The sequence below is a fragment of the Enterobacter sp. SENG-6 genome (genome assembly GCF_001605945.1).
In the GTDB taxonomy this organism is placed as follows: Bacteria; Pseudomonadota; Gammaproteobacteria; order Enterobacterales; family Enterobacteriaceae; genus Enterobacter; species Enterobacter cloacae.
The window spans coordinates 73,353-87,913 of the sequence record NZ_LOMM01000004.1 but is presented as its reverse complement, the minus strand read 5'-3'; the positions used below and the strand labels follow the sequence as shown (position 1 = coordinate 87,913).

The 14,561-nt window shown below is 54.7% G+C and carries 15 protein-coding genes; 8 read left to right on the top strand and 7 right to left on the bottom strand.

All coding sequences use genetic code 11. The features are described from left to right. Positions 1-59 precede the first annotated feature (59 nt). Positions 60-866 (top strand): tRNA cyclic N6-threonylcarbamoyladenosine(37) synthase TcdA, encoded by an 807-nt coding sequence (gene tcdA / locus AX755_RS02755; protein ID WP_014833111.1) that lies wholly within the window; start codon positions 60-62, stop codon positions 864-866. Here tcdA and csdE read toward each other — a convergent pair. Both csdE and csdA read right to left on the bottom strand, forming a co-directional pair. Next, positions 857-1,303 (bottom strand): cysteine desulfurase sulfur acceptor subunit CsdE, encoded by a 447-nt coding sequence (gene csdE / locus AX755_RS02750; protein ID WP_023622033.1) that lies wholly within the window; start codon positions 1,301-1,303, stop codon positions 857-859. The genes tcdA and csdE overlap by 10 nt on opposite strands. Then, positions 1,303-2,508 carry a cysteine desulfurase CsdA gene (gene csdA, locus AX755_RS02745; protein WP_062856235.1) on the bottom strand — a complete coding sequence of 402 codons (1,206 nt, stop codon included), beginning with the start codon at positions 2,506-2,508 and terminating at the stop codon, positions 1,303-1,305. The genes csdE and csdA overlap by 1 nt, the downstream gene beginning before the upstream one ends. A gap of 192 nt (positions 2,509-2,700) precedes the next feature. On the opposite strand from csdA, the gene AX755_RS02740 reads away from it, so the two are divergent. The 4 genes from AX755_RS02740 to rlmM all read left to right on the top strand — a co-directional run bounded on the left by AX755_RS02740 (position 2,701) and on the right by rlmM (position 5,723). Then, complete coding sequence (locus AX755_RS02740; RefSeq protein WP_008499648.1) at positions 2,701-2,928, top strand: YgdI/YgdR family lipoprotein; 228 nt, start codon at positions 2,701-2,703, stop codon at positions 2,926-2,928. A gap of 349 nt (positions 2,929-3,277) precedes the next feature. Continuing rightward, on the top strand, positions 3,278-4,195 hold the full coding sequence (gene gcvA / locus AX755_RS02735) for a glycine cleavage system transcriptional regulator GcvA (protein WP_023622031.1): 918 nt from the start codon (positions 3,278-3,280) through the stop codon (positions 4,193-4,195). A 39-nt stretch (positions 4,196-4,234) separates the two neighbouring features. After that, complete coding sequence (locus AX755_RS02730) at positions 4,235-4,630, top strand: DUF423 domain-containing protein (RefSeq protein WP_003862756.1); 396 nt, start codon at positions 4,235-4,237, stop codon at positions 4,628-4,630. Beyond that, positions 4,623-5,723, top strand: a complete 1,101-nt coding sequence (gene rlmM / locus AX755_RS02725; protein WP_013098534.1) for a 23S rRNA (cytidine(2498)-2'-O)-methyltransferase RlmM — start codon at positions 4,623-4,625, stop codon at positions 5,721-5,723. The genes AX755_RS02730 and rlmM overlap by 8 nt, the downstream gene beginning before the upstream one ends. 42 nt (positions 5,724-5,765) lie before the next feature. Here the strand turns inward: rlmM and xni are convergent, their stop codons facing one another. The 5 genes from xni to queF form a co-directional block, all read right to left on the bottom strand. Continuing rightward, complete coding sequence (gene xni / locus AX755_RS02720) at positions 5,766-6,521, bottom strand: flap endonuclease Xni (RefSeq protein ID WP_044157526.1); 756 nt, start codon at positions 6,519-6,521, stop codon at positions 5,766-5,768. A 112-nt stretch (positions 6,522-6,633) separates the two neighbouring features. Next, entirely contained in the window at positions 6,634-8,001 is a 1,368-nt protein-coding gene (locus tag AX755_RS02715; protein WP_020689323.1) for an L-serine ammonia-lyase, read from the bottom strand. A gap of 65 nt (positions 8,002-8,066) precedes the next feature. Next, positions 8,067-9,362: an HAAAP family serine/threonine permease gene (locus AX755_RS02710; RefSeq protein ID WP_062856234.1), complete on the bottom strand. Its 1,296-nt coding sequence runs from the start codon at positions 9,360-9,362 to the stop codon at positions 8,067-8,069. Positions 9,363-9,872: 510 nt separating this feature from the next. Next, positions 9,873-11,237 (bottom strand): nucleotide 5'-monophosphate nucleosidase PpnN, encoded by a 1,365-nt coding sequence (gene ppnN / locus AX755_RS02705; RefSeq protein WP_013098530.1) that lies wholly within the window; start codon positions 11,235-11,237, stop codon positions 9,873-9,875. Between the two features lie 116 nt (positions 11,238-11,353). Next, on the bottom strand, positions 11,354-12,196 hold the full coding sequence (gene queF / locus AX755_RS02700; protein WP_013098529.1) for an NADPH-dependent 7-cyano-7-deazaguanine reductase QueF: 843 nt from the start codon (positions 12,194-12,196) through the stop codon (positions 11,354-11,356). A 68-nt stretch (positions 12,197-12,264) separates the two neighbouring features. Between queF and syd the strand changes: the two genes are divergently transcribed. The 3 genes from syd (at position 12,265) to truC (ending at position 14,552) form a co-directional block, all read left to right on the top strand. After that, positions 12,265-12,810, top strand: a complete 546-nt coding sequence (gene syd, locus AX755_RS02695) for a SecY-interacting protein (RefSeq protein ID WP_062856233.1) — start codon at positions 12,265-12,267, stop codon at positions 12,808-12,810. A gap of 630 nt (positions 12,811-13,440) precedes the next feature. Then, entirely contained in the window at positions 13,441-13,770 is a 330-nt protein-coding gene (locus AX755_RS02690) for a YqcC family protein (RefSeq protein ID WP_062856249.1), read from the top strand. Then, positions 13,767-14,552: a tRNA pseudouridine(65) synthase TruC gene (gene truC, locus AX755_RS02685; protein WP_013098526.1), complete on the top strand. Its 786-nt coding sequence runs from the start codon at positions 13,767-13,769 to the stop codon at positions 14,550-14,552. The genes AX755_RS02690 and truC overlap by 4 nt, the downstream gene beginning before the upstream one ends. Positions 14,553-14,561 lie beyond the last annotated feature (9 nt).

Sequence of the window (14,561 nt, the reverse complement as noted above, 5' to 3'; positions counted from 1 at the left end):
GAATACGGATTACTGTTCAGGGTGAGGAAAAACCTCACCCTTTTTACATCTGAGGTTTTATGTCTGTGGTAATCAGCGACGCCTGGCGCCAGCGTTTTGGCGGTACGGCACGTCTCTATGGTGAAAAAGCCCTGCAGCTGTTTGCGGATGCGCATGTCTGCGTCGTGGGCATTGGTGGTGTGGGCTCGTGGGCGGCAGAAGCGCTGGCGAGAACCGGTATTGGCGCAATCACGCTGATTGATATGGATGACGTGTGCGTCACCAACACCAACCGTCAAATCCATGCCCTGCGTGACAACGTCGGCCTGGCAAAATCTGAGGTCATGGCAGAGCGTATCCGCCTGATCAACCCGGAATGTCGGGTCACGGTGATCGATGATTTTGTGACGGCGGATAATGTCGCAGACTATATGAGTAAAGGCTACAGCTACGTGATTGACGCGATCGATAGCGTGCGTCCAAAAGCGGCGCTTATTGCGTACTGTCGTCGTTACAAGGTGCCACTGGTGACCACCGGTGGCGCAGGCGGACAAATTGATCCCACACAGATCCAGGTGGCCGATCTGGCCAAAACCATTCAGGATCCGCTGGCGGCCAAGCTGCGTGAACGTCTGAAAAGCGATTTTAACGTGGTGAAAAACAGCAAGGGCAAGCTGGGCGTCGACTGTGTTTTCTCGACCGAAGCGCTGGTGTATCCGCAGGCGGACGGCTCGGTGTGTGCAATGAAAAGCACGGCGGAAGGGCCAAAAAGGATGGATTGCGCCTCAGGATTTGGCGCGGCCACTATGGTGACCGCCTCTTTTGGCTTTGTGGCGGTGTCTCACGCACTGAAAAAGATGATGGCGAAGGCGGAACGTCAGGCCTGAGCCTGACGGGCGGCGTCCTGCACCGCTTCACTAAGGGCGACCAGGCCCTGACCGCGTGAGGCGCTCAGCTGCGCGCGCAGCCCTAACTCATCGAACAGAGCCAGCGGCGAGTGCGCCAGTAGCGTCGCCGCGCTTTTCCCTTCGATGGCGGTTAACAGCACCGCCAGCAGACCGCGAACGATACGGCCTTCGCTGTCGCCAAAGAAATGCAGTTTCTCACCGGATACGCTGAACCCAAGCCAGACGCGGTTTTCACAGCCCGCGATCTCTTTTGCCTGCGCTTTGAGATCGTCAGAAAGGGCCGGAAGCTGCTTACCCAGCAGGATCAGTTGACGATATTTATCTTCCCATTGTGTGAGCGGCGCGAAGGTCTGTTTTAACGTTTCTTCTGTGATCACTGTGCCAAACGGATGTCCGGCTAAAGCTGAGCTAGTCATTAATCCACCAGGAGTTCAAGGGCGCGGTCAACCGCGGAAATCAGCGCGTCGACATCGCTTTGGGTATTGTAAGGTGCAAACGAGGCGCGCAGTGTACCACTCACGCCAAGCGCTGCCAGCAGCGGCTGGGCACAGTGCTGCCCGGCACGCAGCGCAATGCCATATCCTGCCAGCAGGGTCACCATGTCGCTATGGTGTACGCCCGCAAAATCAAAGGCTAACAGGCTTGAATCCTGCACGCGGAACGAACGGAAGCCAGGGCGTTTTTTAAGCTCCTCTTCAGCCAGCGTCGCCAGACCCCGGCTCCAGCTCTCCGCCTGGACAATGTCCGTTTCGGCGAGCCATTCGAGCGCGGCGCTCAGGCCAATGACGCCCGCCACGTTTGGCGTACCCGCTTCCAGCCGGTAAGGGACGTCCTGGGTTTTAAAGCCCTCGAAAGAGACTTCCGCGATCATCTTGCCGCCACCGAGCCACGGCGTCATTTTTGCCAGCAGCTCAGGCTTACCGTACAGCGCCCCGATACCGGTTGGTCCGTAGAGCTTATGCCCTGAGAAGGCATAAAAATCGATATCCAGTTTTTGCACATCGGCCGGGAAATGGACCACGCCCTGCGCGCCGTCAACCATCACTATGATGCCGTTGGCATGCGCGATGCGGATAGCCTGCGCCAAATCCGGGCAGCCACCGGTGACGTTGGACATCTGTCCAAGCGCCAGAATGCGGCTGCGCGGTGTAATCAGCTCCGGTAACTGTGCTACGTCCGGCAGGTAATCTGTCCCCAGCGGGAGCTTTACCACCCGTGCCCCTGTTTGCTCTGCCACCATCAGCCATGGGACCAGGTTGGCGTGATGTTCCGCTTCACTGACAATGATCTCGTCTCCGGGCTGAAGCAGTGGGCGGGCATAACACTGGGCCACCATGTTTATGGCTTCGGTGGTACCCCGCGTCCAGACGATATTTTTCCCGCTTTCGGCATTGAGCAGACGAGCAACCTGATCGCGTGCCGCTTCGTAGCGTGCGGTTAAGCGCTGGGCCTCGGCAAACTGGCTACGATGCACATTGCCTGCGCTCAGGCTATAAAACTGCTGCGTTGCCTCAATAACCGCCTGCGGCTTTAAGGCTGTGGCAGCGCTATCGAGATAAATACCGGCATCGGCCAGCGCCGGAAACTGTGCGCGAAACTGCGCAGGGCTGAAAGCGTTCATGGAATTCCTCATTGCATTACTGAGATCGTCGCGCAATTTCAGCGGCAGGGCAAGGAGGTTGATATCTATCAGAATTGTCTGCTTATCCCAACGCCCCTGAAAAAGCAGGTTATGCTAAATAGTGTTAGGCGGATGTTTTAGCCTGTTATAAATCGAGGTTTGAATAGCATTAATTGCTAAAGGAGAAGAATCATGAATAAGACAGCTGCAATCATTTCTGCCTGTGCGTTTACTTTTGCCCTGAGCGCCTGTTCTGGTAACAACTACGTCATGCACACTAACGATGGTCGTTCCATTGTTTCGGAAGGGAAACCGACAACCGATAACGATACCGGGATGATTTCATACAAAGATGCTAACGGGAACAAGCAGCAGATCAACCGCACGGACGTGAAAGAGATGAAAGAGATCGAGCATTAACAGATCGCTAAGCAAAAAAAAGCACCGCAAATTGGCGGTGCTACATTAATCACTATGGACAGACAGGGTAAATGTACAGGAAGTGAAAAATTGGTAGCGTTGCTACCGTGGTCTGAATCGCAGACCAATTGCAAACACAACAACACAACATCACAACCGTAAGCCAAAAGCTCTTCAGAACACGCATTCCAAAAAAAGCTTCTCGTTCCGGCTCAGGAAGTGCCGCCACTATAGGTATTTGCTGGTAGTTCCTCAACGGACAAATTATAATGGCTCAGATAAAAAAAACTAATAGGTTAAACGTTGTTTCCTGTTTGTTAAATCTCGTTAACATCTAAGCCAGATAACCATGTCCAAGCGATTGCCACCCCTAAATGCATTACGTGTTTTTGATGCAGCAGCACGTCATCTAAGCTTCACCCGCGCAGCAGATGAGCTTTTTGTGACACAGGCCGCAGTAAGTCACCAAATCAAGTCCCTGGAGGATTTTCTGGGCCTCAAGCTGTTTCGCCGACGCAACCGTTCGCTGTTGCTGACGGAAGAGGGGCAGAGCTATTTTCAGGATATTAAAGAGATTTTTTCCCAGCTCACGGAAGCCACGCGCAAGCTGCAGGCCAGGAGTGCAAAAGGCGCACTGACGGTCAGTTTATTGCCCAGTTTTGCCATTCAGTGGCTGGTGCCCAGACTCTCAAGCTTTAACTCAGCTTATCCGGGAATTGATGTCAGGATCCAGGCGGTGGATCGTCAGGAAGACAAACTGGCGGACGATGTGGACGTTGCCATTTTTTATGGGCGTGGTAACTGGCCGGGCTTGCGTGTCGAGAAATTATACGCAGAATATCTGCTGCCAGTCTGTTCACCGCTGCTTTTGACAGGCGATAAAGCGTTAAAAACGCCCGCCGATCTGGCACAACATACGCTGTTACACGATGCTTCTCGCCGCGACTGGCAAACTTATACCCGTCAATTAGGTCTTAATCATATAAACGTGCAGCAGGGCCCCATCTTTAGCCACAGTGCGATGGTGCTACAGGCTGCCATTCACGGACAGGGCATTGCGTTGGCGAACAACGTCATGGCGCAGTCCGAAATTGAGGCCGGCCGTCTGGTTTGCCCTTTTAATGATGTACTGGTCAGCAAGAATGCGTTTTATCTGGTTTGTCATGACAGTCAGGCAGAACTGGGTAAAATAGCCGCTTTCCGGCAGTGGATACTGGCGAAAGCGGCGAGCGAGCAAGAAAAATTCCGCTTCAGGTATGAACAATAACTTTTGTGTGCCGGGCACGCATTACTTTAGGACTGAAACATGACCAGCCGATTCATGCTGATTTTTGCCGCGGTGAGTGGCTTTATTTTTGTTGCACTGGGCGCGTTTGGCGCACATGTCTTAAGCAAGTCTTTGGGTGTGGTGGAGATGGGCTGGATCCAGACCGGCCTTGAATACCAGGCGTTCCATACGCTGGCTATTTTTGGGCTGGCGGTAGCGATGCAGCGCCGCATCAGCATCTGGTTTTACTGGAGCAGCGTTTTCCTGGCGCTGGGTACGGTGCTGTTCAGCGGCAGCCTTTACTGCCTTGCGCTCTCGCATTTGCGCCTGTGGGCGTTTGTTACACCTGTCGGCGGCGTCAGCTTCCTGGCAGGGTGGGTATTAATGTTTATCGGAGCTATCCGTCTGAAACGCAAGGGCGTTGTTCATGAATAAGGTTGTTTTATATTGTCGCCCGGGGTTTGAGAAAGAGTGCGCCGCGGAAATTACGGATAAAGCGGCGAAGCGAGAAGTCTTCGGTTTTGCGCGCGTTAAGGATAATGCGGGCTATGTGGTGTTCGAATGCTACCAGCCTGACGATGCGGATAAGCTGGCACGCGAGCTGCCGTTCAGTTCACTGATCTTTGCGCGCCAGATGTTTGTCGCGGGTGAGTTGCTGAAAGATCTCCCGCCAGAAGATCGCATCACCCCGATTGTGGGCATGCTGCAGGGCGTGGTCGAGAAGGGGGGCGATTTGCGCGTTGAAGTGGCCGACACCAACGAAAGCAAAGAGCTGATGAAGTTCTGCCGTAAGTTCACCGTACCGCTGCGCGCGGCGCTGCGTGATGCCGGCGTGCTGACAAACTACGAAACGCCAAAACGTCCGGTCGTGCATATCTTCTTTATTGCCCCGGGCTGCTGCTACGCCGGTTACTCTTATACCAACAACAACTCTCCGTTCTTTATGGGGATCCCACGCCTGAAGTTCCCGGCTGATGCGCCGAGCCGTTCAACCCTGAAGCTGGAAGAGGCGTTTCACGTCTTTATTCCGGCGGATGAGTGGGATGAGCGTCTGGCCAACGGCATGTACGCGGTCGATCTCGGCGCGTGCCCCGGTGGCTGGACCTATCAGCTGGTGAAACGCAACATGTGGGTGTCGTCTGTTGATAACGGCCCGATGGCGCAAAGCCTGATGGACACCGGGCAGGTCACGTGGCTGCGTGAAGACGGTTTCCGCTATCGTCCAACCCGCAATAACATCTCCTGGATGGTGTGCGATATGGTGGAAAAACCAGCGAAAGTGGCGGCACTGATGGCCTCCTGGCTGGTGAACGGCTGGTGTCGTGAGACGATTTTTAACCTCAAGCTGCCAATGAAAAAGCGCTATGAGGAGGTCTCTCAGAACCTGGCCTATATTCAGCAGCAACTGGATGAACACGGCATTAACGTGGAGATCCAGGCGCGTCAGCTGTATCACGATCGCGAAGAGGTGACAGTGCATATTCGTCGCTGGTGGGCGGCCGTGGGCGGGCGTCGCGACGAGCGATAGGCCCCTCACCCTAACCCTCTCCCCAACGGGGAGAGGGGACTTTTAACGCTCTAACCTCAACTGCTGCAAATTCCCGTCCAGCTGTAAATCCGTCTGTAACGTCGCCACATCCCGGCAGATAAAGGCCATTTCTTTATGGGCCTCCAGCTTCTTACGCCATTTTTCCGGAACTTCATCGAGCCGGGCGTAGATCCCTTCCAGGTTCTGAAAATCCGTCAGCAGCTGTGCGGCGCTTTTAGGCCCAATACCGGCAACGCCCGGCACCTTAGAGCTGCTGATCCCCGCCAGCCCCCAGTAGTCAGGAAGTTGCTCAGGCGAGACGCCAAATTCACTGGCAATAAACGGGGCGTCGAGCCAGCGTTTCTGGAAGTAATCACGAATGCGGATAGTGGGTGAGAGCAGCTGGCAGTAGCCTTTATCCGTCGACACAATGGTTGCCTGATGCCCGGCGCTGGCCACTTTGACCGCAAGCGTCGCCGCGAGATCGTCCGCTTCATTGCCCTGGGCGCCCCAGCAGGGCACGCCGCGCTTTTCGAATGCCGAGCGAATCATCGGCATTTCTGAATGCAAATCGTCCGGCATGGGGGCGCGTCCGGCTTTATAGTCTGGCAAACGCTGATGTCGCCAGCCGGAATTACGCGCCTCGTCATCAAATACGGCCACGACATGCGTCGGTTCGCTGTGGCGAATAAGTTGCTCCAGCGCGTGCAGACAGGTGTCCTTACAGGGCGTGCCTTGCACTGCATGGATCCGGCGAATCAGGTTGAGCGCGTCGACGATAAGCAAATGAACAGCCACAGATAATCTCCCTTCTGTCTCATGAAGGAAGGGTAACACTGTCAGCGGTATGAAACTATGCACGGCGGGGAAAACAGGAAGAAGCCTCGCAAAACGAGGCTTCCTGAGAGGCTTAATCGCAGGTCACGATCTTCATTGCCAGACCACCGCGAGAGGTTTCACGGTATTTGGCGTTCATATCTTTACCGGTTTCGTACATGGTTTCGATAACCTTATCGAGGCAGACGCGTGGCTCGCTGGTGCGGCGCAGCGCCATACGTGCGGCGTTCACTGCCTTCACGGAGGCGATCGCGTTACGTTCGATACACGGCACCTGAACCTGTCCGGCAACCGGGTCACAGGTCAGCCCCAGGTTATGCTCCATGCCGATTTCGGCGGCGATGCAGACCTGCGCCGGGCTTGCGCCTAACAGCTCTGCCAGACCCGCAGCGGCCATGGAACAGGCCACGCCCACTTCACCCTGACAGCCCACTTCCGCGCCGGAAATGGAGGCGTTCATCTTATACAGAGAACCAATCGCACTGGCGACCAGCAGGTAGCGCGCCAGCGAGTTGGCGTTCACTTCACGGATAAACTTGTCGTAGTAGGCCAGCACGGCCGGAACGATACCGCAGGCACCGTTGGTTGGCGCCGTGACCACGCGGCCCCCTGCGGCGTTCTCTTCGTTCACCGCCAGGGCGAACATGTTGATCCAGTCTACGACGGCCATTGGGTCGGTGGTCGTTTTATCGGTGCTCACCAGCATACGGCGCAGCGCGGCCGCACGACGCGGTACGCGAAGCTTACCGGGCAGAACGCCTTCGGTGGTGATCCCGCGTTCAATCCCGCCGCGCATCACCTCCCAGACGTTAGCAAAGTGCTGTTCCAGCTCCGCTTTGCTGTGCAGGGCCAGCTCGTTTTTCATCATCAGACCGGAGAGGGAAAGCCCCGTCTCCTGACAGTGACGCTGGAGATCGGCCGCAGTTTTGTACGGATACGGCACGTCAACAGATGAGGTGCTGGTTTGACCAAAGTGGTCTTCGTCGACAATAAACCCGCCGCCGATAGAGTAATAGGTCTGGCTGTAAACCGCAGTGTCGCCGGCCAGCGCGGTAATGCGCATGCCGTTTTCGTGCAGCGACAGGTTGTCCGCATGGAAATTCATGCAATGGTCAACCGGGAATTCCACTTCGTGTTCGCCGTTTGCCAGCAGCAGGCGACCGTGGGTGTTTACGTCCTGGATGAAGCCAGGGATCGCATCAATATCAACGGTATCCGGCAGGTTTCCCGCCAGGCCCATGATAATGGCGATATCGGTATGGTGGCCTTTTCCGGTCAGGGAAAGCGAGCCGTACACATCGACAACCACGCGGGTGATGTCGTGCAAGATGCCGCGTGCAATCAAGTCATCCGTGAACTGCTTACCGGCTTTCATTGGTCCGACAGTGTGAGAGCTGGAAGGACCAATACCGATTTTGAAGATATCGAATACGCTAATCATGATGCGTCCATTGCTTTCAGTCAGAGAGGAAGGAGTGCGCCGTCCGGGGACGGCGCGGGTGATAATCAGAACATGGTGTACAGGGAGTAGAAGATCGCAGAGATAGCGATAAGCCCCATGATGACCACAAAGATGTTGCTCACATGACCGCTGTACTTACGCATAGCAGGGACTTTCTGAATTGCGTACATCGGCATCAGGAACAGAATCATCGCGATAACCGGACCGCCCAGGGTTTCAATCATGCCCAGGATGCTTGGGTTCAGCGTAGCAACGGCCCAGGTGGTAAGCAGCATGAACAGTGCAGTGATTTTGTTCAGCTTGCTGATTTCAATGCTCTTGCCTTTACCGCGCAGAGATTTGATCACCATACCGTTAAAACCTTCACGTGCGCCCAGGTAGTGGCCGAGGAAGGATTTGGTGATGGCGATAATGGCGATGATCGGTGCCATCCACGCAATAATCGGTGCGTTAAAGTGGTTCGCCAGGTAAGACAGAATGGAGATGTTCTGCTCTTTCGCTGCTGCCAGGTCCGCCGGGGAGAGGCTCAGTACGCAGCTGAAGACGAAGAACATTACGGTCAGCACCATCATGATGTGTGCACGTGCCAGGATGCTGGAGCACTTCTTCTCTGCGCCTGCGCCGTACTCTTCACGTTTCGCCACGGCGAAGGAAGAGATGATCGGGGAGTGGTTAAAGGAGAAGACCATTACCGGAATCGCCAGCCACAGGGTCATCATCAGGCCGTTACCGGTTGCAGATGCGCTGCTCAGGGAGAGGGTTTCCAGCGCAGCACCGTTCCACTGTGGGATCAGGTAGCAGGCCAGCACCATCAGTGCGGCAACAAACGGGAACACCAGAACGCTCATCGCTTTAACGATCATCTGCTCGCCGAAGCGCACGATGGTCATCATACCGACGATCAGGATCAGGGACAGAATGGCACGCGGTGGCGGCGTCATCTGCAGCTGGTGCGTCATGAAGCTTTCAACGGTGTTGGTGATCGCCACGCTGTAAACCAGCAGAATCGGGTAAATGGCGAAGAAGTAGAGCAGGGTAATCAGTTTCCCTGCGCCAACGCCGAAATGCTCTTCAACCACTTCGGTGATGTCTTCGCCCGGGTTTTTACCGGACAGCACGAAGCGGGTCAGACCGCGGTGTGCGAAGAAGGTCATCGGGAACGCGATGATGGCCATAATGATCAGCGGGATCAGACCGCCGACGCCTGCGTTGATAGGAAGGAACAGTACACCAGCGCCGATTGCTGTGCCGTAAAGGCCAAGCATCCACATGGTATCCGTTTTGCGCCAACCACTTCGGGATTGAATCGAAGCAACGGTGCTGGTTTGAGTGGTTTCCATCTGTATCTCCTGGAGGAAGCAAATTGTCAGGTTTGTAGTCAAATCCGATGAAAAAATGCCTGACGGTAATATGAAATTCGTTCAGTGACGGTTTTTTAATAATTTTCACCCGTAACTATTGGCGGGCGGAAAGATACATTCTACTTATGAATGTATCAGTGATCGCGATCCCAAATGCAATAATCCACTCATGATGTGGGTATATTTAGACCATTTCTCTGTTAAAAAAACATCAAAGAGAATTTACGGGCGCGAAGGCTATCATTAACAACATATGTCCGGAAAGAGCGCCCCCGAAGATAGGTGTCTTGCGCTGTAAAGATGGTGGGTTTTAGGATTTTCTGATGAGTAATTTGCTTTAAAGCTGATAATTTATGGTTTTAAAATCCAGGTAATCGTTTGCGTAGGCGTGCAGTTTATAAATTTTATAAGCAATGACTATGAATTGATGCGAAAAAAGGCCGGGTAACGACAGAACGCGCCCCGGCCCTCAGAAGAACGATTAACGCCTTATGTGCAGATTTCGTAGCAAGGAATATACGCCGAGCCCGGCAGCTTCATACGGTGTTGGGCGACAAAGCCCTGCAGCATGTCGTCCATGCGGCGCATCATTTCCGGGTCACCGTGGATCTTATACGGGCCAAACTGCTCAATGGCGCGGATCCCCACCTCTTTCACGTTACCCGCCACAATGCCCGAGAAGGCGCGTCGCAGGTCGGCGGCCAGCACTTCTACCGGCTGGTCAGGATAGAGTTTCAGGTTCGCCATATTCTCATGCGAAGGCTCGAACGGGATCTGCAGATCCGGCGCAATACGGATTGACCAGTTAAAGCTGTAGGCATCACCGGTATCGCGACGGTTCTCTTTCACCAGCGGCATCGCTTTTTTCATCTGACGCGCCACTTCTGCCGCATCGTCAATGATAATGCGATAGTGACGACGCGCGGCTTCACCCAGCGTATGCACGATAAACTCGTCCAGCACGCGGAAGTAGTCGGCACTCTCTTTCGGCCCGGTCAGGATCAGCGGCAGAACCTGATCTTTGTTGGCCGGGTTCATCAGGATCCCCAGCAGATAGAGCAGCTCCTCTGCCGTACCCACGCCGCCCGGGAAGATGATGATGCCGTGAGCGATACGGACAAACGCTTCCAGGCGCTTTTCGATATCCGGCATGATAATCAGCTCGTTGACCAGCGGGTTAGGTGGCTCAGCGGCGATGATCGACGGCTCGGTCATGCCGATAAAGCGCCCCTCTTTATAACGCTGCTGGGCATGACCCACGGCGGCACCTTTCATTGGCGCTTCCATCGCGCCTGGGCCACAGCCGGTGCAGATATTCAGCTCACGCAGACCGAGCTGGGTGCCCACCCGACGGGCGTACAGGTATTCGGTTTCGTTAATGGAGTGACCGCCCCAGCAGACGACCATATTCGGTGCTTCGCCAACGTGCAGGGCACGGGCGTTACGCAGAATAGAAAACACCAGGTTGGTGATATGAACCGAGCTTTCCAGGTCAAGATGCTGGAAGCGGCCCGCGTTGTGGATCTGCCCGTTAACAAACAGGATGTCACGCAGCACGGCAAACAGGTTGGCCTGCAGGGAACGAATAATCCGCCCGTCGACGAAGGCCTCTTCCGGCGGGTTGATCACTTCAAGTTTTACGCCGCGCTCGCGGCGCAGCACGTTGATATCAAAGCTTTCGAAGCGGGATAACAGTTCTTTACTGTTGTCTGTCAGGCTTCCGGAGTTCAGTACGGCAAGTGAACAGTTACGAAACAGTTGATAAAGATCGCTGCTGGCCGTGCGTTTAAGCATGTCCACTTCCAGCTGCGACAACATATCCATTGAGCCAAGCGGGCTAATATGTGTAATCAAGTGAGCTCCTTATGGGACGATTATCGTCATTCCCTGCTGATTACAATAGCCCTGCCGCGTGACGTTTCACAACCTAAAGCGCTGCATTACCCGCGCATATTGTGAAAATATTTATATTACTGACGCACCAGTCGGCCCGTCGCAGGCACAAAATCGGTATTGGTGCGCCACGGGTTAATATCCAGCCCGCCACGACGGGTGTAGCGCGCGTACACGCTCAGCGTTTCTGGCTGGCAGAAGCGCTGAATATCGCTGAAGATGCGCTCCACGCACTGCTCGTGGAATTCATTGTGATGGCGGAACGACACCAGATAGCGCAGCAGCTTTTCCCGGTCAATTTTGGGGCCGCGATACTGGATTTGCACAGAACCCCAGTCCGGCTGGTGGGTGATCAGGCAGTTGGACTTCAGCAGATGGCTGACCAGCGTCTCTTCCACGATCTTCCCGCTTGCCGCATTTTCCAGGTACCCGGCGCTGAACTCGTAGTTATCCACCTCGATATCCTGATCGTCGATGCAGGTGCCGTTAAAATGGGCGACAGGTTGGCCTTCCAGTTCATTCAGGCGATACAGGGCAACGGTCACGTTGCCCTGGGCACAGGCGCGTAAATCACGCTCCAGCGTGTGCTGAACCTCTTCCAGGCTGGTGAATTTGGTCTGATTAAAACTGTTGAGATACAGCTTGAAGCTTTTGGATTCCACCAGGTTAAGGCTGGCATGATCCAGCTCAACCTGGCCTACCGCCACCTGCGGCAGACCGCGAGCATTCAGCCAGGAGAGCTCATACAGCGTCCAGATATCACCGCCGACAAACGGCAGCGCGTCTGCACGCAGCCCTAAAGGATCGCGGTTAAGGCTGCGCGGAACGCCCTGCAGCAGGCTGGCATCGTAGGTGTCGCGGTAATCGGTCGATTTACCCAGCGTTAAGCCACTTAACGCCTGATGATTTTCGTAAGACATGTTTCATAGTCACTTTACAGGTACACTTAGGGCTGAGTTTATCCTGTCTTACCAGAAGAGAGAAATCGGTGGATATCGAAACTGCAAATGCCCTTAAGACCTTCACGACCCGTTACTGCGACGCATGGCATGACACCCAGGGCACCTGGCCGCAAAGTGCTGATCTCTATGGTGTGCCTTCGCCCTGCATTATCTCTTCGGTGGACGACTACGTTATCTGGCAGCCGCAGCCCTGGTCTGTCGAGGAGAATGTAAATGCGGTTGAACGGGCAATGGACATTGTGGTACAACCAGCGGTTCACGCGTTCTACACCACGCAGTTTGCAGGGGATATGCCTGCCCGCTTTGGTGAGATTACGCTGACGCTGTTGCAGACCTGGAGCGAAGACGATCTGCAGCGTGTTCAGGAAAACCTGATTGGTCATCTGGTCACGCAAAAACGCCTTAAGCTTTCTCCGACACTCTTTATTGCCACGCTGGACAGTGAACTGGATGTTATTTCCGTCTGCAACCTGTCTGGTGAAGTGATCAAAGAGACAATCGGCACCCGCAATCGCGAGACCCTCGCCCCCTCACTTGCGGATTTCCTTACCCAACTTGAGCCGCTTCTGTAATCCATCATGCTACAGCGCGTGTGAGAGATCTCTTACACGGTTTGTGAGAGATCGCCGCAACGATCAGTATTACCTTACGTAATTAAGAAAAATATTATGATAATTATCAAAGGATTAATAAAATTCTGACGCAGCAAACCCGCTTTTCAGAGGCTGACAACGCTTACAGGGTGGGTTGTAAGACGAAGCGGAATAGCGGATTCTATCTCTGTCGACAGGACGCCGACACGAGAAACGAACATCAGGATGATGGCGCTTCTCACACAGGACACGTCAGGATGGCGCTGCAGGAAGGCTTCAGGATGAAGCAAAGGATCACGCAGGACGCGTAAGGGACACCTCCAGGAAGGAGAACGAGAGCCGCTCAGGATGATCGGTGGGTCAGGATGGCCAGGACGTTTCAGGATGAAACAGACACATCAGGACGATGTGTGCAGGATGCAAACAGTTTACGGATGAACAGGCCTTCGGGCTTCAGGAAAAGTTGTCACGGAAGAGCAGGGAGCATAAATTGTAGCTGGAATGCTGCGAAACGAACCGGGAGCACTGTTTTTACAGTGCTCCCTTTTTTTATTTCTGCTGCCTGCAATGCTATGCTGCGCGCCGTTCATTTTTTCAGTTGAGGTTACTATGACGCAACACGATAGCGTTCGTGCCCGGTTGCACGCCATCGAAGCTCTTTTGCGCCAACATCAGCTGTGGCAGGAGACCGCGCCGCAGCCAGAGGCGTTCGCAAGTACACAGCCGTTCTGCCTGGATACGCTGGCACCGTTTGAGTGGCTCCAGTGGGTGTTAATTCCCCGTATGCATGCGCTGCTGGAGGGTGGTCATCCGCTGCCGCAGGCGTTTGCGGTCTCGCCTTACTATGAAATGGCGCTGGAGGCCACCCACCCGGCGCGTGCTGTCATGCTGGCTGAGCTGGAAAAGCTGGATGCGCTGTTTGTCGGTGATGACGCATGACGCTTGAGATCCTCTATCAGGATGAGTGGCTGGTGGCAGTGAACAAACCGTCGGGATGGCTGGTGCACCGCAGCTGGCTGGATCGTGACGAGAAGGTGGTTGTGATGCAGACCGTGCGCGACCAGATTGGTCAGCATGTGTTTACCGCCCATCGCCTGGACAGACCCACCTCCGGTGTACTGCTGATGGGATTGTCCAGCGAAGCGGGTCGTCTGCTGGCGCAGCAGTTTGAGCAGCATCAGATCCAGAAACGCTACCACGCGATCGTGCGTGGCTGGCTGACAGAAGCCGCCACGCTTGACTATCCTCTGGTGGAAGAACTGGACAAAATCGCCGATAAATTTGCCCGTGATGACAAAGGTCCGCAACCTGCGGTAACCGAGTATCGCGGTATGGCGACGACTGAAATGCCGGTGGCAACCAGCAAATTTCCCACCACTCGCTACAGCCTGGTTGAGCTTTTGCCCAAAACCGGGCGTAAACACCAGCTCCGCCGACACCTGAAGCATTTGCGACATCCGATTATCGGTGACAGCAAGCATGGCGATCTGCGCCAGAACCGCAGTGCGGCTGAACATTTTGGTTGCGATCGTCTGATGCTGCACGCAAGCGAACTGAGCCTGACGCATCCGTTTACCGGCAAACCTCTGACGATCCATGCGGGGCTGGATGATGTCTGGATGCAGGCGCTGTCACAGTTTGGCTGGCTGGGGCAACTCCCCAAAAATGAAAGGGTTGAGTTTGTACCGGGCAACGTTCAGGATGAACGGCAAGCGCAATAATTTAGGGAA